A 22,292-nucleotide genomic window follows, 5' to 3' on the forward strand; every position below is an offset into this window, starting at 1 on the left:
TTAGTTTCCGATCTGGATTGATGTTTTGACAGGTTTGTTGCTGTGGGGGAACGCTCCGCTGCCAACCAGCTGACCTTGATCGTTAAGTGTCAAAGAGTGCCAGTTACCCCAAATTGTTATGCCCACTTCCGTGTCCGACACGCGTACGCGGCAGTCGTCGTTTTCGAACCTTGTGTAGCAGTTTTTATCTTCTTTATATTTGCCGATCTGTGTGCTGTAAAAGATGCGCCCATCTTCAAGGACGGACCCTTTTCCTCGGGTCGCATGATAGTCCCATTTTCTATTTTTTTCGCCTTCGGCTTGGGTCAGGTAGATGCCCAGGGTAGGCTGCGCCGAGAAAAACGCGTCCAATGCTGTGCGGCGCACAACGGGGTTCGGGCTGTAAAGGCCGTAGTCAAGCGCCATGCGTTCAAGCGTCGCGTCTCCCGAGCCCAGCATGATTTCCATTGCCGCCATGGAGCGCGCTGGATCGGGGTCATTGAGCAATTGTTGGTACTCATTCGCCCGTGCTACTTTTTGATCGACTTGCGCCAAAACATCGGCAGCAGATAAGGACTGCGACGATGCGGGCAAAGTGTGAAGCAAAGCAATGCACAATGCGCTACGAAAAATCATATGAATATCCTGAATTCAACGACCGTTTCTTTGAAGCTACTCGACGCCACCTATTCGTCAATAAAAGATTTTTCGCTCTGAGTTTGGAAATCTAGGGCTCAAAGCTGCCGTTTGCAGCATTGTACGCCAAGGTCCGTTTCGGGCCGTTCTCGGCTATGGCGCAGGATGGCATGACACGATACACGGTAGTGATTGCACCGTTTCGATGGGTTTCGCTTTCGCAAACAAATAGGAACCATGGGCAGAACGTGCTGAATGTCTGCCAAACATGAAGGGATCCATTCTATTAAAAAGCGCGGACCAAAAACACTATCGACAGCTCATCATGACGTGGTGAGAAACACTCGTCGATGGCTTGATCAAATGGTGGTAGGATTAAATCTTTGCCCATTTTCCTCGAGCGTCATAGCCCGAGACCAAGTCCATTATGCTATATGTGACGCCACGACCGATGCGCATCTAAAGCAGTTTTTTGTGACGGAACTTCAGCGCCTGCTCGTGACCAACGAAAATGACATCGCCACCAGCCTGCTAATGTTTACCCAAGGTTTAGAAGAGTTCGATGATTACCTCGACTTACTCGATTGGTTTCAGCAACTCTTGGAGCAAGCAGAGCTGACAGAGGATGTGCAACTGGCATCCTTTCATCCTCAATACCAATTTGACGGTGTGGCTCCGGACGATCTAAGCCATTTCACCAATCGCTCGCCCTATCCAACCATACATCTTCTGCGTCAAGACCAGATGACCAAAACCCTCGCGTACGTTTCGAACCCAGAGAAGATTTATTTGGATAACATAGAAACGTTGAAGAAGCTCGGTCGCCGACAGGTCGAGGCACTCTGCCCCTGGGGGAAATAAGGCCGATTGCGGTGGCCTGTAATCCCGCCCGGAGTCATAGCTCTTTGGGACCACAGGTCGATTATACTGAGCGAGCGTTTAGCTCATCAGGTTTGGGGCAGTGCTATGGTCACACTCTGTGGTACGCGGCAGCAAATTCGGCGGCGTAAACCTTAGACGAGTCACAATGCAGCACCGAAACCCCCAGCGTCTGGTCTGGGGAAGCTGCATCGCAGCGTTAGTTAATCTGGCCAAGGTCTGCTGTCGGCCGGTCACGTTGATGGGTTAGAAGCAAGACGGCAAACAGTTCTTCACACGTCAACCCATTGATTTCATAGTTGCGTGCTGTGCGAGTGGATACTGGCACATGTCCGCATCCCTCTCGTCTGACGCTAGTTGCTGGGGGTCAGCCGCAGCAGGCGGGCCTCGCTGCCGTCTTCAAGCACATAGATTTGACCATCAGCGTCGGCCGCCACATCGCGAATGCGATTGCCCATGCCCCAACGGTCAACCTCCCACGCGGTGTCGCGGCCAACCTCGACACGGACCAAGGCTTGCGATGCAAGTCCGCCCAACAACAATGAGCCGCGCCATTCGGGAAAGACTGCACCATCGTAATAAGCCATCCCCGCTGGGGCGATGACCGGTGTCCATTCGATCATCGGCGGTGCAAACTCGGGGCGCGTCGCATGGGCGGGGATAGAACGACCGCTATATTTCTTCCCCTCTGACACCAGTGGCCAGCCATAATTCTGGCCGGCCGCGATCACGTTCAGCTCATCGCCGCCCCGCGGGCCCATCTCGTGCGACCAAAGTCGGCCGGTTCCGTCAAACGTGAGGCCGTAGGGGTTTCGGTGGCCAAGGGTCCAGACCTCGGGGGCATCGGCAAAGGGGTTGCCACTGGCGGGCGTGCCGTCTGCCATCAGACGCAGGATCTTGCCTCTGCTGTCGCCCAACTCCTGTGCCGGATCGCCCAACTGCCGATCACCGCTGGTCAGAAACAGGTGCCCGTCGGGACCAAAGGCGATCATGGCGCCCGGATGGCCGTTGCCTCCCATGGGCGTTGCACGCCAGATCACTTGCAGATCGGCCAGTTGCAGCGCCCCCAGATCCAGCCGCCCCCGCCCCAGGCGCAACGCGCCCCCGTCGGTGCCATCGACCCACGTCAGATACACCAATCCCGAAGCCTGGAAATCCGGCGCCAGGGCGATATCGTGCAAACCCACTTGTCCGTCATCTGTTACCCTTGGTGCGCCTGCAATCGTCTGAACCTCGCCCGAGGCTGTAACATGGGCCAGACGCCCGGCCTTTTCCGTTACAAGAAACCCACCTTGCGGCAAGACCGCCATGGCCCAGGGTTGCTCCAAGGTCGCTATCGCCTCAAACCCAAACGGGGTTTGGGCGGCGGCAATGGCACTTGAGGACAGCAGGGCTGCAAGCGCCGTGACTAGTTTTCTCATCATGATATGCTCCGCATCTGTTCGAAGAAACATAGGGTGCAACGCTGCAGCTACAAGCCAACGGGTTCGAAACGCCGACGATCCATTTTCGTGCGCTTAGCGGCATGGCTATAGTGCGCGCGCATGTCACAAACTGCATGGCGCATAAATGGAAGCAAACCGACGTTTGAGGCAACAAAATGCTGCGTATTGCGCGAATGGCCGGCCTTGGGAAGCTGCACCGCAGCGATTGGCGAGCAGGCCAAAGTCCACGTTGGGCCGTCCACTCAATGACGATCGCCGACGCCGGGGTTGTTGCTGCGTGTGTGGTTACACGGATTGTCCCACCCAAAAAATGCCTTTGTTGAGTGAGCACAAACATAATGCAGCGTCGAGTTCATGTTGGCCGGTGGGGCTAACATGAACTCGTGCAAACCGCGCTTCATTTCAAGGCGCTGGAGGAGTGTAGAGGGTGATCTTGTAATCGACATCGTTCGCGAACACACCCGAAACCGAGTATTCTAGGTAGCTGTATCCGCTCGGAGTGGTCAGATTGGCGGTGGTCACCGTCCAGTTGGTGATTTCCTCTCCGCTTTCATATAGCGTCAGAACGAAGGAATTGTTGAACTTGACCCCATATCCTACATCCCAAACCCCGCCTTCCGCGATAGAATAGTGGTCCCACATCGGATACAGATATTTGGTGTAATAGTTTCCGTCGATCGCGACGTCGAAGGTGATTTCGTCTTTGCCCGAGGTGTCGTTCCGTTTGATGCAGTTTATTGAATAGATGACCAGGTAGTTGTCCGCGTCTGGCTGAACCATATTGGGCAGTGATTCATCGACAAGCTTGAGGGTAAAACCAACATAGCCTTCGGCGCCTCCGCCGGCACCTTCGAGGAAATAGGCGACACCGCTCCATCCAGCCAGGTTGATATGTGTCACGACCGGGAAGTAGGGTGCATTGATACCCACAGAGACATCTATCAGGCCACCAGCGACGTAGGCGCCTCCGCCATCAACGCCAACACACGCGCCCGTCATGCCCGAATAAGCATTGCCGGTAAGTCCAACCCCTTGCCCCGCGGCGACAAGCGCCCCTGGCCCAACACCTACTCCTCCGCCAACGTATAGCGAGGCTTGATTGAGATCGGTCAAATTCAGTGCAAATCCGATATACACGGTGCCGCTGACTGCAACGATATCAGCTGTCGCACAAAACTGGATCAAAACTGACTGTGGGGCATGTTCCTCAACAAACTCCTTGACCCATTCCTTGATCGGAGAATCCTCAGTTGCAAACATCAATGTGGGTTGCCGGGCCAGCTTGGCAAGGGCCTCAATCTCCGGGATTTCCCTGATCTTCGGCAGCGTTTGCATCACTTTCGCAGGCGACATTTCAAAGGCTTCGGCGCTCAGCATTATGCCCACATCGCTTGCAGCGAATGCGTCATGCGCTGCTTTCAGGGCTTCTTGTCCGGCTTTCGAATACTCAGGGATATTCAGATCGCCTGTAGCGCTCTGAATATCGGCCACGTCAGCCGCTTCAAGCGTCTGAACCATTTCCGACTGTTGAAGACGCTGCTCGACTAAATCTTTCAATGTGTTCATAAATTTTCTCCAAATTAGACCACCGGATTAGCTGGTCAGCCGGTCATCGTGAAATAGACTTGGTAGCTGGAGTCATCGCCGTTCGTACATGACTTGGTGCCAGAGGCACCAGCGCCACTAGTGAAGCGTGCATTTCCCAGAAAATCTGTCGTGTTGATATCGAGCTTCAGATCCTGCTCATATAGGGTCAGGATCGCACTTCGGTCGAATTCAAATGTAAAATCTCCATCTATCATCCATGTACTATCGCCAGAGCTATTCATTGAATAAGTGGCAGTTGCAGCTTGCGGGTATCGATTTGGTGTACCTGCATCGCCCTGCGCCAGTAACCAGACTTCATCATGGCCATTTGGATCAGCGCTTTCCAAGCAGACAATTTTATCGATTGAAACTTTGTATTTTCCCATAATTTAGATCCTATAAGTTGTAGTGAAAACATGCGTTACCATCATGAGGGTGTCAACAATTGCATGAACTGTTCAAGAATTCGCACCCATGAAGTGTTCCCTAGTTCTCTGATCCTGTGTGAACCGACCAAAGGCATCTATCTCGGCTGTATGCCAAACATGTTGGGGCCTCTCCACTTCAAACGGCTCAAACCCTTCGTGTTGGACGCGCCAAAAAGCTGCTGGACACGACGATATTCCCAATAACGGGTATAGTCTTCCAAGCGGGTTTTGGCAGCGTGAGACGCTTTAATGCTGCTTTCGCGAAGCTCTATGGGCGCTCTCCAACTTCCATCAGAAGGCCTAAATAGGGATCGCCACCGTTGACACGAAGCGTAGCGAAAGCTCGTTTTGTCCCGCAACTAGCTCATTCGAGATGCCCAAATGCTGCGTTTTCGGTGGAGGTCCGCTCTGACGGGCCGCGCCGCTGCATCAAGATTGCAGAATGAACGTCGGCAAAGGGCCGTTTTCGTCGATGAGGCTGGTCAGGACATAAGAGGCAGGGATCTAGCTTGTGCCAGACAAAGTGTTGACGTCGGCTGTGCGCAAAAGCACCCTTTGCAAAGTCGAGCTGGCGGCACCAGGGCATCACGCTTGACGGCCCATAGCCGCCGCTCGCGAGGGAGTTCGAATGCCGTGCAAGCAGCCCTCATTGCGGACATTCGCGCAGGACGCAGCATTTGACCATGGATGGATGACCGCACTGCGGGAAAAGCGGTCATTCGACCTATTCTTGGCTACCCAAGATATATTTGCCCTGCAGGGTACTTTACCCTCGGCGCACTTCGGGTCGCGAGGAAAAACCCGATAGCCAGGGGCCCAACCCGACCTACAAACATCGTCGCCATGATGATGGCCCTGCCGACACCATCAAGCTCTCCGGTTGTCCCGCGCGACAGGCCTACTGTTCCAAATGCCGATGTGACTTCAAAGGCAAAGTCGATAAACTCGCCATCGTGATTGATCGAGGTCACAAAAATGCCCGTTAGAACCAGAAGCATGGAAATGGTCGTGAGAGCGAGGACCTTCATCACTTCATCGACGCCCAAGGAGCGCCCGAAGGCGTGCAATGTTGTTTGGCGCCTGAAAAATGCAACCGTGGCTAGCAACAACACGCAGAGTGTTGTCACTTTGATCCCTCCTGCGGTCGAGGTGCTGCCACCGCCAACCAACATTAGTGTCATCGTCAACATGGACGCGCTGTCATGCATTCCGCCGGTGTCGATCGTGTTGAACCCGGCCGTGCGCGGTGTGACCCCCTGAAACCAACTTGCCCATAGTTTATCGCCGGTGCTCAGCGGGCCCAAGGTGTTGGGGTTCGTCCATTCGAGAAGGCCGAACATGACGCTCCCCCAGACAATCAGAATGCCGGTTCCGAGCAGCATCAGTTTGGAATGCAGCGAGAGTTTGCGCCACTGGCGTTTCTGATAGATTTCCACCACGACAATGAACCCAAGCCCTCCTAGAATGAAGAGGGCCGGGATCACGATGTTGACCAGCGGGTTTCCCACCCATTGAGAGAGACTGTCGGGGTGAAGCGCAAAGCCCGCGTTATTGAAGGCCGAAATAGAATGGAAAATCGCCTGCCATATGCCATGCCAGCCGAACTCCGGAACAAAGACGAAGGCCAGCAAGGCGGCTCCGATCGCTTCGCAAAATAGGGCGATGACCAAGATGACGCGCGCAAGATAGGTAAGGTTCGACAGCGATGTCTGGTTCAGGTCTTCACGCAGGATCAGGCGTTGTGGCATGCCCACCGGAATGCCAAGCGCCCCAAGCAATAGCACCGCAAAGGTCATCAAGCCCAACCCGCCGAGTTGAATAAGCGCGGCAATCACACCCTGCCCAAAGCCCGTGAAAGCAGCGCCCGTATCGGCCAGCACAAGCCCTGTCACGGTTACGGCAGAGGTTGATGTAAACAGTGCATCGCTCAGTCCGATATCACCGTGATGCGAGATCGGTAGCCAGAGCAGGAGGGCACCCAAGATGATGAAGGCGAGGTAGAAGAGCACCAGAACCGCGGGAGGCGGCATGCGCAAAGTCGCGAACCGTTTCACCAGGTTCGAGGGCCGGAATGCCATGGCTACAGGCTGGCTGCGAAGGTGCGCAGGTCTTTTCGTTGGCCGAGCAATAGTAGAAGATCATCCCGTTCCAGTTGGCATCCTGTCGCATCCTGCCCGACGTATTCAGTTCCGCGCATAACCCCGATGCAACGCAGATTAAACTTATCGCCATGGGGCAGGTCTTTCAGGCTCTTGCCTTCAAGGCTTTCAGGGATGCGGAAATTTACAACGTGGTAGCCATTGCCCAAACTGACATAGTCACGCACCAGCGGGTTATGCAAAACCTGCGCGATATGTTGACCGACCTCGACTTCAGGGTGAATGATCCTGTCTACGCCAAGTTTACTCAGAATCCTGTGATGCGTCTTGGTCGTAGCTTTGGCCCAGACGGTCGGAACTCCAACAAGTTTGAGGTTGATCGCCGCAAGGATGCTGGCCTCCAGATCATCGCCCATGGCAACAACGGCCACATCACAATCACCGAAACCCGCTTCCCGCAAAGCCGCATCATCGCGCGCATCCACGATCATGGCCTGAGAGAGTGTATCGGCAAGGGTCATAACGCGTGCTTCGGATATGTCGACCCCGATGACGTGATTGCCGAACCGCTGCAACTCCTTTGCGACGGTACTGCCAAAGTTGCCCAGCCCTATTACACCAAAAGTTCGGCTGGCAGATTTTTTCATGTCTTCAACTCACGATCTCTATTCACAGTTGGGCGAACGTCGCTGCGGCGTAGCAATTTGTCAACATGGGCTCTAAGCGGACATGCGGGGGTACAGCAGCAAGGTCGCAGCGATTCCGCACCAGGTTCCAGCCGTCAAATGACGGCTGTCAGCCCGAAGCGGACGTGATCTGTGCAGCCGCAGCACCAGAGGCTTTCCGAAGTGGGCTTATTTTGTTGAAAAACTCATGTTGATTTGGGGGGCGAGTACTGATTCAATTTACCTGTGAATGCGGGGGGGATTGACGATGTTAGGACCGAAGCAAGAAGCGCAAGGCGCACTGTTCTATGATTTTTCCATCGACGATCATGTGCCGCAAGATCATCTGTTACGTTCGATTGATCGCTTCGTATATTTGTCGAGCATCCGCCCACATCTTGCAGAATTTTTCAGCCATACAGGCCGTCCCTCGATTGACCCCGAGCTTTTGATCCGCATGTTGCTGGTCGGGTATTGCCTTGGCATTCGATCTGAACGCAGGCTATGCGAAGAGGTGCATTTGAACCTTGCCTATCGCTGGTTCTGCCGTCTTGATCTGAGCGCCCCAGTTCCTGATCATTCCACTTTTTCCAAGAACAGGCATGGTCGGTTTCGTGATAGTGGCCTGCTGCGCCATCTATTTGAAACCACGGTCGCACGCTGTATTTCGGATGGTCTAGTGAGTGGCCAACGCTTCGCTGCCGATGCCAGCTTGATCGAGGCAGATGCGAATAAACAGAATTCCACGCCGAAGGAGGATTGGAATGTATCTGCGATAAATCCCGAAGATGCGCCGCGTGCAGTGCGGGAATATCTTGATGTGTTAGATCATGAGGCCTTTGGTGCCGCGTCAAAGGTCGAGCCTAAGTTCACATCGCATTCTGATCCTTCCAGCCAGTGGACTGCAGCCCGTAAAGGCCCTGCTTTCTTTAGCTATTCCACCAATTATCTTATCGACACTGATTACAGTGTCATCATCGAGGTTGAAGCCACAAGATCGATCCGACAAGCTGAAGTTGGGTCTGTACGCTCGATGTTGGATCGGGTCAAAGACACCTTCAACCTGCATCCGGAACGCATCATCGCAGATACGGCCTATGGTTCAGGCCCAATGCTCGGTTGGCTTGTCGACCGCAAGATAGCACCGCACATTCCGGTGATTGATAAGGCCGGGCGCACTGACGGTACATGGTCACGCGCGGACTTCGAATGGGACGCCGAGAACAACCGATATGTCTGTCCAGAAGGCGAACCGTTGAAACAGTTTCGTCGAAATTATTCCGACCCAAGCCGTTGCCCGACCGGCAAAGGCGTCGCCAAGTATCAGGCCTTGAAACATACCTGCCAAGCCTGCCCATCTAAGATGAAGTGCTGCCCAAAAGCAGATGCGCGCAAGATCACCCGCGAAGAACATGAAGATGCCCGACAGGTCGCCCGCGATATCGCAAAAACTAAGCAATATGCGATCTCAATGCGGCTGCGAAAGAAGGTCGAGATGCTCTTCGCACACCTCAAACGCATCCTGGGGCTGGGACGGCTCCGATTACGAGGACCATGCGGAGTAAATGACGAATTCCTGCTTGCCGCCACCGCCCAAAATCTCCGCAAACTAGCCAAGATCTTTCCTGCATCGCAGCAAGCGCGCAAGGCCTGACAGGAAAGGAGCTCGGGTCGCCCTGAGAACCAATCTTTCTGCATCAGCAAAACCTTGTTTTTCCACAGAATTCGCGGAAGCCAGGCCTTAGCTGCGTCTGCGATGGTTCCGTGCCAGACAGGCAAAAGCGGCCATCAAAGCCCTGGCCGAGAGAAACCCACATGCTGCGCTGCACACCAAGGTCAGCACAGCGCAGATTGTATCCTCTGCCAGTCTCATCGTCTCAGCCAGATATGTTCTATGCTGGGACTGAAAAGCTAGAGGCTGCGGAGCCCTGGAGGGAAAGGGGCTAAGTTTCGAACTTACCCAGCGGCCTTCATCAATCGCTAACATCTGCCAGAGTAGTACTCGGAACAAGACATCAAGTTCAGACTGGAGACCCTGATGAGGTTCAACTGGAGATTGGCTTCGACAGCTGCTCTACTTGCAGTGATGATTTTGCCAACACCTTCTCTGGCTTTCGAGGAGTTCGAAGCAAAGAATGACTCCTATGAGTTTGGTGATTGTAGGGTGGAGGTGGAGCTCTCTTTCGATCCTGACACTGCCTTAATCCGTTTGAGTGGGTTTCCTGACACCTACGCCAGCGCGACTTATTGGGAGTACGGTCGCCAAATCTCCTCCTCTCCGCCGATTTCCGAAACTGCGATCGCAGATTGTCTGAACATCGATAGCAGTGATGTGACGTTGACCAGGATGTGGGCAGTGGGGGCATCCTTTGCCGAAACGCGCGAAATGGGCTTCAGCTTTGAGCTGAAAAGGGATACGCTAGTAAATGCATCCGGGAACTATTACCGTGCCGGTTCGTATACTTATCACACGAACTATGTACTCGCCCTCCGGCTCGTCGATAACAACGCCCCAGTGCTTACGCCTCCTGCTACGCAAGCGGTGACAACCGACACAGGCAAGTCTGTTGCCGCGCTAGATGTAACAAATCTTGGCTCTGGTTTTGACGATATCGACAGTTTTGCCGACATTGTCTACCGGATCGGCACCACCACCCTGTCGGGCGTCTATGACTTTCCGATTGGAGAGACCACCGTGACCATGGATGCCACCGACAACGCCGGAAATGCTGCGACCCAGGTCAGCTTTACCGTGCGGGTCAGTGACGCCGAGGCCCCGGTGGTCACCGCCCCCGCCAATCAAAGCGCCAAAACAGCACTAGGCGGCAGTACAGTATCTTTGGATGTAACCAATCTGGGGTCAGTGGCTGACAATGTCGACAGTGACCTGCCCATCACCTACCGGGTTGGTGTTACCCCGCTGGACGGTGCCTATGATTTCCCGATTGGCGAGACCACCGTCACCATGGTGGCGGAAGATGCCGCCAGAAATGAAGCCGATATGGCCAGCTTCATTGTGACTGTTGTTGGCAATGCCGCACCTGTGTTGACGCCCCCCGGCGCCATTTCTGCCAATACCGATGCCGGTGAAAACACCCACACACGCGACGTGACAGAGCTTGGCTCGGTTAGTGATGATGCCGATAGCTCTCTCGCCATCACCTACCGGGTGGGCGATACGGTCCTGAGCGGCGCCTATGCCTTTCCTGTCGGCGTCACCACCGTCACCATGGATGCCACGGACACGGATCATAATCCCGCCGCGCAGCAAAGCTTTGCCATTCGGGTCAGTGACGCCGAGGCCCCGGTAATTACCGCGCCCGCCAATCAAAGCGCCCAAACGGCGCTGGATAGCATCACCGTATCCCTGGATATCACCGGCCTTGGTTCGGTTTCCGATAACGTCGACAGTGTTATCACCATTACGTACCGGGTGAATGGTACCCTTCTGGACGGTGCCCATGATTTCCCGATTGGCGAGACCACCGTCACCATGGCGGCGGAAGATGCCGCCAGAAATGAAGCCGATATGGCCAGCTTCATTGTGACTGTTGTTGGCAATGCCGCACCTGTGTTGACGCCCCCCGGCGCCATTTCTGCCAATACCGATGCCGGTGAAAACACCCACACACGCGACGTGACAGAGCTTGGCTCGGTTAGTGATGATGCCGATAGCTCTCTCGCCATCACCTACCGGGTGGGCGATACGGTCCTGAGCGGCGCCTATGCCTTTCCTGTCGGCGTCACCACCGTCACCATGGATGCCACGGACACGGATCATAATCCCGCCGCGCAGCAAAGCTTTGGCATTCGGGTCAGTGACGCCGAGGCCCCGGTAATTACCGCGCCCGCCAATCAAAGCGCCCAAACGGCGCTGGATAGCAGCACCGTATCCCTGGATATCACCGGCCTTGGTTCGGTTTCCGATAACGTCGACAGTGTTATCGCCATTACGTACCGGGTGAATGGTACCCTTCTGGACGGTGCCTATGAATTCCCCATTGGTGAGACCACCGTCACTATGACAGCGGAGGATGCGGCCCGAAATGAAGCCGATATGGCCAGTTTCCTTGTGACTGTTGTTGGTAATGCCGCACCGGTGATCACCGCGCCGGACAACCAGAGCGTGACCGCCCCAACAGGGGTTGCCTCTGTCGCGCTGGATATCACCACGCTTGGCGCAGTTAGTGATGATGCCGATACTGGTCTTTCCATCACCTACAGCATCGAGGACAAGCCAGTCATCGGGTCTTATGACTTCCCCATCGGGGTCACCACCGTCACCATGGATGCCACAGACAGGGATCATAACGCAGCCGCACAGGCCAGCTTTACTGTCACCGTGTTGGATGCCGAGGCCCCACTGCTGACCGCGCCGGACAATCAGACAGCCCAGACTGCGCTGGATGGCAACACCGTGTCACTGGATGTCACTGGCCTTGGATCGGTGGCTGACAATGATCTCGGCAGCGATCTGGAGATCACCTATCGGGTCGGCGAGACTGTCCTCAGCGGCGCCTATGACTTCCCCATTGGCGTCACCACCGTCACCATGCATGCGGCAGATGCCACCGGTAATGCCGCCAGCCAGGCCAGCTTTACCGTTACCGTCTTTGGCAATGCCGCGCCGGTGCTGACAGCTCCAGACACCCAGACGGTGATTGCAGAGCTCAATGCCACCAGCGCCTCGCTGGATGTGACCGGCCTTGGCGCGGTCAGCGATGACGCCGACAGAGATCTGGTGATCACCTACAGGGTCGGCGATACGGTGCTCAGCGGCGCCTATGACTTCCCTATTGGCACCACAATCGTGACCATGGACGCTCAGGATACAGACGACAATACCGCCGCTCAGGTCAGCTTTAGCGTCACCATTTCTGAACCCGATGTCTCGCCGCCCTCCGCACCAACAGTCGCCAATATTGACGTTCTCCCTGATCAGCGCCTGATGGTGTCCGGCACCACCGAACCCGGTGCGCTGTTGACCATCACCTTCCCCGATCAATCGCAACAGCAGACAACCGCCTCGGGCGGCACCACCAACCGCGCCTTTGCCCGCGCCGCAAGCAGTGCAAACATCAGCGCCGCAGCACCGGGCAGCTATTCGGTCACATCGGCAGCGGCCCAGCCCAGCGGAAATGTGCAGGTTACCGCAACAGACAACAGCGGCAACACCTCGCTGGCGACCATTGCCAATGCCGACACAACTGCGCCGGATGTGGTAATCAGCGGTGGCCCCGCCAATGGTCAATCCGTCGCTCTTGGCTTTGATGTGACCGTGACCTTCAGCGAAACCGTCATTGGTTTTGACGCCACAGATATCACCGCGACCAATGCCACTGTGGCAAGCCTGACTGGGGCTGGAGCGGTCTATACCGCCCGCATCACCGGCACTGGAAATGGCGATATCAGCCTGCAGGTGCCTGCGGCCTCCGCCGAAGATGCGGCAGGCAACGACACCACCGCATCCAATACCCTGGTGATAACTGACACCACCGTGATCGAGACCCAGAAACAGATCGCGGGCTTTATGCAGTCGCGCGCCAATCAGCTGATCGCCAATCAGCCCGGCCTGAGCGGCTTCCTCTCTGGCGCCGGTTCCCCGCAGGGCAGCGTCGATGTTTCGGTCACCCGCGCCGTCGGCACCTTCAATATCGCCTCGCGCTCGGGTCAGCCGATCTGGTTCAACCTGAAAGGTAACTGGAGCGAGAACGACAGCACTGAGACCCGATATGCCTTTGGCGTATTGGGCGGACATATCACGGTGAATCGACAACTGCTGATCGGTGCCATGCTGCAGTTTGATCACCAGTCACAAGACGACGGGGCAGCCTCTGTCAGTGGCACCGGTTGGATGGCCGGCCCCTATGTGGTGGCCCAGCTGCCCGCGCCGAACCTCTATCTGGAAGGCCGCCTGCTATACGGTGAAACCTCAAACCGGATCTCGCCCTTTGGCACCTATGAGGATGATTTCACCACCACACGGGTACTGGCCCAGGCTAAGCTCTCGGGCACAGTCGACTACGGTCGCAGCCTGTTGACGCCCTTCTTTGACGTCTCTTATGCCAATGAAGAGCAAAAGGCCTATACCGACAGCCTCGGCAATCGGATCGGTGCCCAGAAGATCCACCTGCGCCAAGCCGCTTTTGGTCTTGATGTCGCGCATCCGGTGACCGTGGCAAAAGGCAAGCTGGACTTGACTGGAGGCATCTCGGGGATCTGGTCCTCAACCAGCGGCACCGCAGTGGCACAATCGGTCATTCCATCCTACTCCGGCTGGCGCGCCGCACTGCGATTTGGTCTCGCCTATACCTGGCCCAATGGCGGTTTGCTCACAGGCGCTGCCGATTACGACGGGCTCGGCGCTGCGGGCTATGAAAGCTTCGGGCTCAACCTCCAGTACAGCTTCCGGTTCTGAGGCTCACAAATCAAAAAGGGCGGCCCAAAACAGGCCGCCCCTTTTGTTCGCTCCTAGGGGTGGGCTACGCCAGCACACATCAACGCCGGATATACTGTTGGCAAAAGTAAAGCCGCGACCCTCCAACTTGCGCGACCCTGGGCACAGCGAACCCTGATGCGCAGCACAGCATTAGGATCCGATCCATTAGGGTTTTAATGCCCGCTTTTGCCTGTCTGACACGGAACCATCGCAGACGCAGCTAAGGCCTGGCTTTCGCGGATTTTGTGGAAAAACAACGTGTTGCTGATGCAGAAAGATTGGTTCTCAGGGCGACCCGAGCGCCTTTCCTGTCAGGCCTTGCGCGCTTGCTGCGATGCAGGAAAGATCTTGGCTAGTTTGCGGAGATTTTGGGCGGTGGCGGCAAGCAGGAATTCGTCATTTGCTCCGCATGGTCCTCGTATTCGGAGCCGTCCCAGCCCCAGGATGCGTTTGAAGTGTGCGAAGAGCATCTCGACCTTCTTTCGCAGCCGCATTGAGATCGCATATTGCTTAGTTTTTGCGATATCGCGGGCGACCTGTCGGGCATCTTCATGTTCTTCGCGGGTGATCTTGCGCGCATCTGCTTTTGGGCAGCACTTCATCTTAGATGGGCAGGCTTGGCAGGTATGTTTCAAGGCCTGATACTTGGCGACGCCTTTGCCGGTCGGGCAACGGCTTGGGTCGGAAAAATTTCGACGAAACTGTTTCAATGGTTCGCCTTCTGGACAGACATATCGGTTGTTCTCGGCGTCCCATTCGAAGTCCGCACGTGACCATGTACCGTCAGTGCGCCCGGCCTTATCAATCACCGGAATGTGCGGTGCTATCTTGCGGTCGACAAGCCAACCGAGCATTGGGCCTGAACCATAGGCCGTATCTGCGATGATGCGTTCCGGATGCAGGTTGAAGGTGTCTTTGACCCGATCCAACATCGAGCGTACAGACCCAACTTCAGCTTGTCGGATCGATCTTGTGGCTTCAACCTCGATGATGACACTGTAATCAGTGTCGATAAGATAATTGGTGGAATAGCTAAAGAAAGCAGGGCCTTTGCGGGCTGCAGTCCACTGGCTGGAAGGATCAGAATGCGATGTGAACTTAGGCTCGACCTTTGACGCGGCACCAAAGGCCTCATGATCTAACACATCAAGATATTCCCGCACTGCACGCGGCGCATCTTCGGGATTTATCGCAGATACATTCCAATCTTCCTTCGGCGCGGAATTCTGTTTATTCGCATCTGCCTCGATCAAGCTGGCATCGGCAGCGAAGCGTTGGCCACTCACTAGACCATCCGAAATACAGCGTGCGACCGTGGTTTCAAATAGATGGCGCAGCAGGCCACTATCACGAAACCGACCATGCCTGTTCTTGGAAAAAGTGGAATGATCAGGAACTGGGGCGCTCAGATCAAGACGGCAGAACCAGCGATAGGCAAAGGTTCAAATGCACCTCTTCGCATAGCCTGCGTTCAGATCGAATGCCAAGGCAATACCCGACCAGCAACATGCGGATCAAAAGCTCGGGGTCAATCGAGGGACGGCCTGTATGGCTGAAAAACTGTATGGCTGAAAAATTCTGCAAGATGTGGGCGGATGCTCGACCAATCTACGAAGCGATCAATCGAACGTAACAGATGATCTTGCGGCACATGATCGTCGAAGGAAAAATCATAGAACAGTGCGCCTTGGGCTTCTTGCTTCGGTCCTAACATCGTCAATCCCCCCCCCGCATTCACAGGTAAATTGAATCAGTACTCGCCCCCCAAATCAACATGAGTTTTTCAACAAAATAAGCCCTTTCAACCTGGCGGGACCACTGCGCCCCGCCAGCCAATGCCCCCCTTATCAGATCAGCCCGATACGCGGTTCAAAGTTGGATATGATCAGCTCGGCCGCATCTGTCGCGCCACCTGCGGCAACGGTATATTTCAACCGCACCTATTCAAACTCAAACCCGGCGAACAGCTCGCGAATCTCGGGGCAGACGTTGATTGACAGAATGAACTTACCACGGATCGCACCCAGTTGCTCCGCCATTGCCTGGAAGGCGCTGCGCTCAAACAAGCCTTTTCCATAGTCACTTTCACCGCCCCAATAGGGCGGATCTAGATAGAACAGCGTCTTGCTGCCATCATAGCGACGGATCAAATCAGACCAGTCGAGGTTCTCAAAGATGACGCTTTCCAGCCGTTCATGGGCTGCTTCAAGAATTGGTCCCAGGCGCGACAGGCTGAACCTGGATGGCCGATCGGTGGCCACGCCAAAGACACCAGCGAGCTTGCCGCCAAAGGCTTGGCGCTGCAGATACAAAAACCGGGCCGCGCGTTGCAGATCGGTCAGGGTGGCGGGATCAGTTTTGCGCAGCCGCTCAAACTCCCGGCGCGAGGCGATCTGATAGCGCATGACCTCCATCAGCTGCGGCAAATGCTGCTGCAGGATGCGGAACAGATTGGTGATTTCACCATTGAAGTCATTGGCGACCTCGCACTGCGGCTTCCAGCTGCGGCGCAGAAAAACACCGCCCATGCCGACAAAAGGCTCGGCATAGGTTGCATGGTCGACGGCCTCGATGCGCGTGATGATACGGGCACTCAGGGCCTTTTTGCCCCCAAGCCAGGGGGCGACGGGCGCGGCAGGGCGCACCTTTGTCATTGTTGTCATTGCTGATTCCAGAATATGGGGTGCCCACTCTCGCGAGAGTCGGGCGACATTTTCTGATTGGTGATGTCGGCGCAGCCGCTTTGAACGGTAGGCTGCGTGGGAACGGGTGTTAGCGCACCCGATCCCCCCCGCCTCGGCGATGAGGGATCCGAGATCTGGCCCTCAGATTGCGGCAGCGGGCCGGTGTATCCGGCGCAGGGCCGCTGCAGATCGGCGGGCACGCGGGGTGGTGGTATCACCAGCTCACTGGCCCGATCGGAACAACTGGCCAGCAGTAGCGGCAAGCGAAGGGGATATGGGGCCACTTGCAGGCGCGCCTGCCCCCAGTCAGCGAAGGCGTCGCATGGCGATCCGCGTCCTGCAGTGTTTTCGCACACAACCTGGGATTGTTTAACACCCCGATTGCTTGCACCTTTCGTCACACGCCAATGATATTCGAATGGGACTCTATCTTGGACCTGCAACACGCGACCTTCATTGCCGCCGCAATTTCCGCTTTCGCCGCCTGCCTTGCCGCCTATAGCAGCTTCAAACAAACCCGCCTCCTCAACCAACAAGCACGACGCCCGGAGCCCATTTTTGAAGTAGTGAGAAGGGGCGAAGAGATCAGCAGCTCTGACAATTGGCGCACGGTACGCATTCGTGTGACCAGCGCCAGCAACGTCGTGCTTGAAGTAAAATCCGCCTCCGCCAGCTCTTGGAAAGCAAGGCTGCGCCACGCCAAACCATCCTCTCCACCGCAAGGCGAAAGAACTCTCTATTTCGATAGCCCTCGCCCGGTCAGACCAGGGGCGACCAACGCCTTATTCAACTTCAATCTTCAGGGAAGAAAGGGGAGAAGCGTTCGTATTCGGTTCGACTACTTTTTCAGAGACCGGATCAATGAAATCAAAAGCCACACGATAGAAATCTGAGCGAAGGCCAGGGCCACCTCTGCGCCAACGGGTCACGACCACGGCTCACTTTACGCGACACCGGCGCCATCCGCTGAAGGCAGCAACCTCGGGCTCCCCATCTCAGCCCCCCCCCCAAAGCGGCCTGCGCCATCGTATAGAAAGCCTGAGCATTCTGTCAGGTGTTATACTGCCGATCATGTTGAGGGCGCTCATTCTTGGGGGCCTTGCGGCCATATGGTTATTTCCAGGTCAGCCGCTGCCCGGAAAAACACCCCAACAAGGTATCGGGCGGCATCTGCCCCAGTTGCTCAAATAGGGCTAGACTGTCAATTTTGGAGATCAACTCAGCGATCAGCCCCTGCTCAAAGCGAAACATCAACAGGCTCTCAATCTTGATCGGGGTGTCGCCATCCGGGCCGGAAGCAACGGTTCTGTAATAGACACTGACCCAGTCCCCGTCTTCCAGATAAACAAGAATTTCGGTTTTCATCGGCCCCATCAGGCGACCAAACATCTCTGCCAGAAATGGCAGATCTTTGCGGAGCGCCAGGCCGCAATAAATCGGATCATCCTCTCCCAAGGAGGGTGCAAGCAGCTTGTCCAAAGCGGATAGGTTTCCAGCGTCCCAAATCTCTGAAAACCACCGTCCAACGACATCCCGTTTGGTCATAGTCATAGTGTAATCGCATTCCAGTCTCATTCTCGCACCGTTCGCAGAAGGACACGTAATTGACAACGCCTCCAAGCACAAACCTGCGAAGTCAGTTTTGCTAAATAGCAATGACTGAAACCTTAAGAGACAACAATTTTCCTCATAAATAAGAACGGGTAACACGCCAGCATTCCCGTCTGGACTGTGGCGCGACCAACACTCTTTTTGCGGCCTGACACAGGGTAAACACATCTGTTTTAAGATGGCTGGTCGCGGGACATAAAGTCTACCATGATCCTTGGTGACATTGGACAAAACAACAGGAGATACGCGTGTCAGACCATGGATATGAGGCAGGCCGGTTGAACCTTCCCTTTGTGGGGATCTCCACCTTTGGGAAATCCCCCTATGTTGCCGACTGGACCGCGATTGATGCGGATGTCGCCATTCTGGGCGCCCCCTTTGATTTTGGCACCCAATGGCGCCCCGGCGCACGTTTTGGTCCCCGGGCAGTACGCGAGGCGTCGACCCTGTTCAGCTTTGGCCATGCCGGTGCCTATGACCACGAAGATGACGCCACCTATCTGGGCGCAGATGTCAGGATGGTCGATATTGGCGACGCAGATATCATCCATACCAAAACCGAAGAAAGCCACGCCAATATCGAACTTGGCGTCCGCAACATCCTCAACGCGGGCGCCCTGCCCGTTACCATCGGTGGCGACCACTCGATCAATATCCCCTGTATCAATGCCTTTGCCGAGGACTGCGCGGCACATGGCCCGATTCATGTGGTGCAGATTGATGCACATCTGGATTTTGTTGATACCAGGCACGGCGTCACCAATGGCCATGGCAACCCAATGCGCCGCGCCATCGAGAAAGACTACGTCGCGGGCATGACCCAGCTTGGCATCCGCAATGTCTCGTCGACCGCCAAGGACGGCTATGACGATGCACGGGCGCGTGGCTCTGATATCCTGTCGGTGCGCCAAGTCCGCAAACTGGGCACCCAAGCCGTGCTGGAGCGCCTGCCAAAGGGCGCGCGTTACTATGTGACCATCGACATTGATGCCTTCTGCCCCTCCATCGCGCCTGGCACGGGCACCCCCAGCCACGGCGGCTTTCTCTATTACGATGTGCTGGAGATCCTGCAGGGCCTGGCCCAACGCGGCGATGTGGTGGGCATTGATCTGGTCGAGGTGGCCCCCGCCTATGACCCCAGCGAAAGCACTCAGATACTGGCGGCGCAGCTGCTGCTCAACTTCATCGGTTTCATTTTCCATGCTCGCAAGGACCACAGCGAGCCAAGCTGACACTCCTCGCCAGCTGCGGCGTCGTGATCAACGGCTAGCTAGCGCCCAATGACAATATCGGCCTGCAAACCACCAAGCTCTTTGCTTTTGCCCAGCCGCAGCATGCCGCCATGGGCGCGGGCAATATCGGCAACAATGGCAAGGCCCAGCCCAACCCCCGAGCCCAGATCCTGGTTGCGCGCCGGATCCAGCCTGGCAAAGGGGCGCACCGCATCGCCCCGCTGAGCCGCCGGAATGCCGGGGCCGTCGTCCTCGACCCGCAGGCGCATGGATTTCTCTGTCAGGGTGACAGAAACCCGCGCCCGGGTGCCATAGCGTACCGCATTTGAGATCAGATTTTCCAAGGCGCGGCGCATCGACTGCGCCCGCAGCGGCACCGTACCCGTTCCGCTCAACTCTCCCAGCATCACGTCCTTGTTCTGACGCCGCCAATCTTCCACCACAGAAGCCGCCAGTTTTTGCGGATCCACCGGCTCTGGCTCCCCGGTGGAGGCGCCCCGCGAGAAATCCAGAAAAGCATCGAGCAGCGCCTGCATTTCGCTGACATCACGCAGCATGGGTTCTGCCTCATCCTCGTCAATCATCGCCAGGCTGAGCTTGAGCCGCGTCAACGGCGTGCGCAGATCATGGCTCACCCCGGACAGCATCAGCGTGCGCTGTTCGATCTGGCGCTCAATACGCCCCCGCATATCCAGAAAGGCACTGCCCGCCACCCGGACTTCGGTGGCCCCGCGCGGCGAATACGGCAGGTTGCGCCCGCGGCCAAAGGCCTGGGCGACATCGGCCAGTTTCTTGATAGGGCGCAACTGATTACGCATGTAAACAAAGGAGATCACCGTCATCAAGAACCCAAAGAACACCATGGTAACGATCAACTGATGCGGTGCAGCAGCGGTTAGGCGACGCCGATCCACCCCCAGCTCCAGGATCCCTGCCGGGGTGTCAAGATACAGCAGGAACTCACGAGTTACGGGAAATTTGACCGCAACAAACCCCTCCAGTTCATGCCGCAATTTATCCCGCACCACCCGGCCAGAAAATTCATCCCAGCCAAGCTCATCCTGTGGCCGTGGCGCATCCTGTTCCACAAACCGGGCTGTCATAGTCAAAGGAGCCAGAAAGGGCTCAAGCCGGTGCAGATAGAGATCCCGGTCCGCAGTCTCGCCCGCCTGTTGCCGCAGCAGGGAAACTTCGCGCAGAACCGTTGTGGTCATCTGCGTTGTCACATCTTCAAGATCGCGTTTGATAAAGACAATTGTGACCAGCAGTTGCAGGGCAACGACAGGCATGATCAGGATCAATGCCGCACGGGCATAAAGACTGCGCGGCAGATATTGTTTGAGCCATTGGAAGAACATAGGCTAATACTAACGGCGCAAGCCACAAGTGTGAAGACAGATTGGCCCCGCTACGTTTTGGCCGGACCTCTACCGACAAAGATACCAAAGGCCGCGCCAAACGCAGCCCTGAGACGAGGCAAAACGCATGCAAGCTCCTGACGATTTCAACCCGGCCCCTGGCCATCCCGAAGAGCTGCAACCCGGTGTGCGGCGCCTGTTGGCCCCGAACCCCTCACCGATGACTTACCGGGGCACGAATACCTATCTGGTTGGAACCACCGAACTGGCTGTCATCGACCCTGGCCCGGATATGCCGGTTCATTTGGAGGCGATTCTGGCCTGCGTCCTGCCCGGCCAGCGGATCAGCCATATCATTGTCACTCACAGCCACCTGGATCACTCGCCCCTGGCCCGCGCGCTCTCTGCCAGCTGTGGCGCCCCGGTCTATGGCTTTGGCGGCCCCGAGGCCGGGCGCAGCGCGATCATGCAAGACCTTGTCCGCGCAGGGATGACAAGCGGCGGCGAAGGCATCGACAGTGATTTCAGGCCAGATATCACCGTTGCGGACGGTGATATTCTGTCCGCTGCAGGCTGGCAGCTTGAGGTCATCCACACCCCCGGCCATCTGGGCAACCACATTGCCCTTGCCCTGGGGGACGCCTGTTTCACCGCAGATCACGTGATGGGTTGGGCCAGTTCGCTGGTCTCGCCGCCCGACGGGGATTTGACCGACTTTATGGCCTCCTGCTCCCGCCTGCGTGCCCGCGACTGGCGGGTGTTCTACCCGGGCCACGGCGCTGCAGTGACAGCCCCGCAAGAGCGGCTGGACTGGCTGATCCACCATCGCAAGGGCCGCGAAGCCGAAATCCTGGCCTGTCTCGCCCAGGCCCCGGCCACCCCGGCCGAACTGGCGCGGGCGATCTACCAGGAAACACCCGCCGCCCTGTTGCCAGCAGCGGAGCGCAATGTCTTTGCCCATCTTGTCGATCTGGCGGGCCGGTCAATAGTTGAACCCTGCGGCGCCTTTACGGAAACGGGCAGCTTTCAAATTCTGGCTTGAGTTTTTTTCAAGAAAACGAATTTCCCCTCTGGACCTCCCCCAGAGCCCCCGCTATATCGCACGGACCGTTCCGGCGTAGCTCAGCGGTAGAGCAGTTGACTGTTAATCAATTGGTCGTAGGTTCGATCCCTACCGCCGGAGCCAAAGATTTCAAGGGCTTAGAGGTTTGATCCTCTAGGCCCTTTTTCTATTGGGGAACGCCGGGGGA

General features: G+C 56.3%; 16 protein-coding genes, 1 tRNA gene and 1 pseudogene. 8 read left to right on the forward strand and 10 right to left on the reverse strand.

Annotated features, from left to right (window positions below; genetic code table 11):
* A complete protein-coding gene (locus N1037_13515; protein UWS78293.1) occupies positions 1–615 on the reverse strand; it encodes a hypothetical protein in 615 nt (204 codons plus the stop codon).
* Positions 616–870: 255 nt separating this feature from the next.
* Between N1037_13515 and N1037_13520 the strand changes: the two genes are divergently transcribed.
* On the forward strand, positions 871–1,476 hold the full coding sequence (locus tag N1037_13520) for a DUF1415 domain-containing protein (GenBank protein ID UWS78294.1): 606 nt from the start codon (positions 871–873) through the stop codon (positions 1,474–1,476).
* A gap of 371 nt (positions 1,477–1,847) precedes the next feature.
* Here the strand turns inward: N1037_13520 and N1037_13525 are convergent, their stop codons facing one another.
* From N1037_13525 to N1037_13535, 3 genes are all read right to left on the reverse strand, one after another.
* Positions 1,848–2,918 (reverse strand): PQQ-dependent sugar dehydrogenase, encoded by a 1,071-nt coding sequence (locus tag N1037_13525; GenBank protein ID UWS78295.1) that lies wholly within the window; start codon positions 2,916–2,918, stop codon positions 1,848–1,850.
* 423 nt (positions 2,919–3,341) lie between these two features.
* The gene (locus N1037_13530) at positions 3,342–4,505 is read right to left on the reverse strand and encodes a hypothetical protein (GenBank protein UWS78296.1); all 1,164 of its coding nucleotides are present in this window, start codon (positions 4,503–4,505) and stop codon (positions 3,342–3,344) included.
* Between the two features lie 35 nt (positions 4,506–4,540).
* Positions 4,541–4,912 (reverse strand): hypothetical protein, encoded by a 372-nt coding sequence (locus N1037_13535; GenBank protein ID UWS78297.1) that lies wholly within the window; start codon positions 4,910–4,912, stop codon positions 4,541–4,543.
* A gap of 146 nt (positions 4,913–5,058) precedes the next feature.
* Here N1037_13535 and N1037_13540 point away from each other — a divergent pair, with 146 nt between their 5' ends.
* Positions 5,059–5,262 carry a helix-turn-helix domain-containing protein gene (locus N1037_13540; GenBank protein UWS81363.1) on the forward strand — a complete coding sequence of 68 codons (204 nt, stop codon included), beginning with the start codon at positions 5,059–5,061 and terminating at the stop codon, positions 5,260–5,262.
* Between the two features lie 426 nt (positions 5,263–5,688).
* Here N1037_13540 and N1037_13545 read toward each other — a convergent pair whose 3' ends face one another.
* Complete coding sequence (locus tag N1037_13545; protein UWS78298.1) at positions 5,689–7,032, reverse strand: TrkH family potassium uptake protein; 1,344 nt, start codon at positions 7,030–7,032, stop codon at positions 5,689–5,691.
* Between the two features lie 2 nt (positions 7,033–7,034).
* A complete protein-coding gene (locus N1037_13550) occupies positions 7,035–7,700 on the reverse strand; it encodes a TrkA family potassium uptake protein (GenBank protein UWS78299.1) in 666 nt (221 codons plus the stop codon).
* A gap of 286 nt (positions 7,701–7,986) precedes the next feature.
* Here N1037_13550 and N1037_13555 point away from each other — a divergent pair, with 286 nt between their 5' ends.
* Together N1037_13555 and N1037_13560 are read left to right on the forward strand one after the other, a co-directional pair.
* Positions 7,987–9,372, forward strand: coding sequence for a transposase (locus N1037_13555; GenBank protein ID UWS78300.1), 1,386 nt, complete (start codon positions 7,987–7,989; stop codon positions 9,370–9,372).
* A gap of 888 nt (positions 9,373–10,260) precedes the next feature.
* Positions 10,261–14,136 (forward strand): HYR domain-containing protein, encoded by a 3,876-nt coding sequence (locus tag N1037_13560; GenBank protein UWS78301.1) that lies wholly within the window; start codon positions 10,261–10,263, stop codon positions 14,134–14,136.
* 332 nt (positions 14,137–14,468) lie between these two features.
* Here the strand turns inward: N1037_13560 and N1037_13565 are convergent.
* A pseudogene (locus tag N1037_13565) lies at positions 14,469–15,871 on the reverse strand (IS1182 family transposase).
* Positions 15,872–16,097: 226 nt separating this feature from the next.
* The gene (locus tag N1037_13570) at positions 16,098–16,820 is read right to left on the reverse strand and encodes a DNA adenine methylase (GenBank protein UWS78302.1); all 723 of its coding nucleotides are present in this window, start codon (positions 16,818–16,820) and stop codon (positions 16,098–16,100) included.
* A 452-nt stretch (positions 16,821–17,272) separates the two neighbouring features.
* Between N1037_13570 and N1037_13575 the strand changes: the two genes are divergently transcribed.
* Positions 17,273–17,734, forward strand: a complete 462-nt coding sequence (locus tag N1037_13575; GenBank protein UWS78303.1) for a hypothetical protein — start codon at positions 17,273–17,275, stop codon at positions 17,732–17,734.
* A 220-nt stretch (positions 17,735–17,954) separates the two neighbouring features.
* On the opposite strand, the gene N1037_13580 is transcribed toward N1037_13575, so the two are convergent.
* Positions 17,955–18,392 (reverse strand): ester cyclase, encoded by a 438-nt coding sequence (locus N1037_13580; GenBank protein ID UWS78304.1) that lies wholly within the window; start codon positions 18,390–18,392, stop codon positions 17,955–17,957.
* Positions 18,393–18,700: 308 nt separating this feature from the next.
* Between N1037_13580 and speB the strand changes: the two genes are divergently transcribed.
* On the forward strand, positions 18,701–19,684 hold the full coding sequence (speB, locus tag N1037_13585) for an agmatinase (GenBank protein UWS78305.1): 984 nt from the start codon (positions 18,701–18,703) through the stop codon (positions 19,682–19,684).
* A 38-nt stretch (positions 19,685–19,722) separates the two neighbouring features.
* On the opposite strand, the gene N1037_13590 is transcribed toward speB, so the two are convergent.
* Positions 19,723–21,042, reverse strand: coding sequence for an ATP-binding protein (locus N1037_13590; GenBank protein UWS78306.1), 1,320 nt, complete (start codon positions 21,040–21,042; stop codon positions 19,723–19,725).
* 127 nt (positions 21,043–21,169) lie between these two features.
* Here N1037_13590 and N1037_13595 point away from each other — a divergent pair, with 127 nt between their 5' ends.
* Together N1037_13595 and N1037_13600 are read left to right on the forward strand one after the other, a co-directional pair.
* Complete coding sequence (locus N1037_13595; GenBank protein ID UWS78307.1) at positions 21,170–22,084, forward strand: MBL fold metallo-hydrolase; 915 nt, start codon at positions 21,170–21,172, stop codon at positions 22,082–22,084.
* Positions 22,085–22,153: 69 nt separating this feature from the next.
* Positions 22,154–22,228 (forward strand) — tRNA-Asn (locus tag N1037_13600).
* The last annotated feature ends 64 nt before the right edge of the window (positions 22,229–22,292 follow it).

This window comes from Phaeobacter sp. G2 (assembly GCA_025163595.1).
Lineage (GTDB): Bacteria > Pseudomonadota > Alphaproteobacteria > Rhodobacterales > Rhodobacteraceae > Pseudophaeobacter.

Excerpts from the sequence above, each read along its gene's own strand:
- N1037_13515 (UWS78293.1), bottom strand. The coding sequence starts at position 615 with ATGATTTTTCGTAGCGCATTGTGCATTGCTTTGCTTCACACTTTGCCC.
- N1037_13525 (UWS78295.1), bottom strand. The coding sequence starts at position 2,918 with ATGATGAGAAAACTAGTCACGGCGCTTGCAGCCCTGCTGTCCTCAAGT.
- N1037_13580 (UWS78304.1), bottom strand. The coding sequence starts at position 18,392 with ATGACTATGACCAAACGGGATGTCGTTGGACGGTGGTTTTCAGAGATT.
- N1037_13520 (UWS78294.1), top strand. The coding sequence starts at position 871 with ATGTCTGCCAAACATGAAGGGATCCATTCTATTAAAAAGCGCGGACCA.
- N1037_13535 (UWS78297.1), bottom strand. The coding sequence starts at position 4,912 with ATGGGAAAATACAAAGTTTCAATCGATAAAATTGTCTGCTTGGAAAGC.
- N1037_13545 (UWS78298.1), bottom strand. The coding sequence starts at position 7,032 with ATGGCATTCCGGCCCTCGAACCTGGTGAAACGGTTCGCGACTTTGCGC.
- N1037_13530 (UWS78296.1), bottom strand. The coding sequence starts at position 4,505 with ATGAACACATTGAAAGATTTAGTCGAGCAGCGTCTTCAACAGTCGGAA.
- N1037_13555 (UWS78300.1), top strand. The coding sequence starts at position 7,987 with ATGTTAGGACCGAAGCAAGAAGCGCAAGGCGCACTGTTCTATGATTTT.
- N1037_13595 (UWS78307.1), top strand. The coding sequence starts at position 21,170 with ATGCAAGCTCCTGACGATTTCAACCCGGCCCCTGGCCATCCCGAAGAG.
- N1037_13570 (UWS78302.1), bottom strand. The coding sequence starts at position 16,820 with ATGACAACAATGACAAAGGTGCGCCCTGCCGCGCCCGTCGCCCCCTGG.
- N1037_13550 (UWS78299.1), bottom strand. The coding sequence starts at position 7,700 with ATGAAAAAATCTGCCAGCCGAACTTTTGGTGTAATAGGGCTGGGCAAC.
- N1037_13590 (UWS78306.1), bottom strand. The coding sequence starts at position 21,042 with ATGTTCTTCCAATGGCTCAAACAATATCTGCCGCGCAGTCTTTATGCC.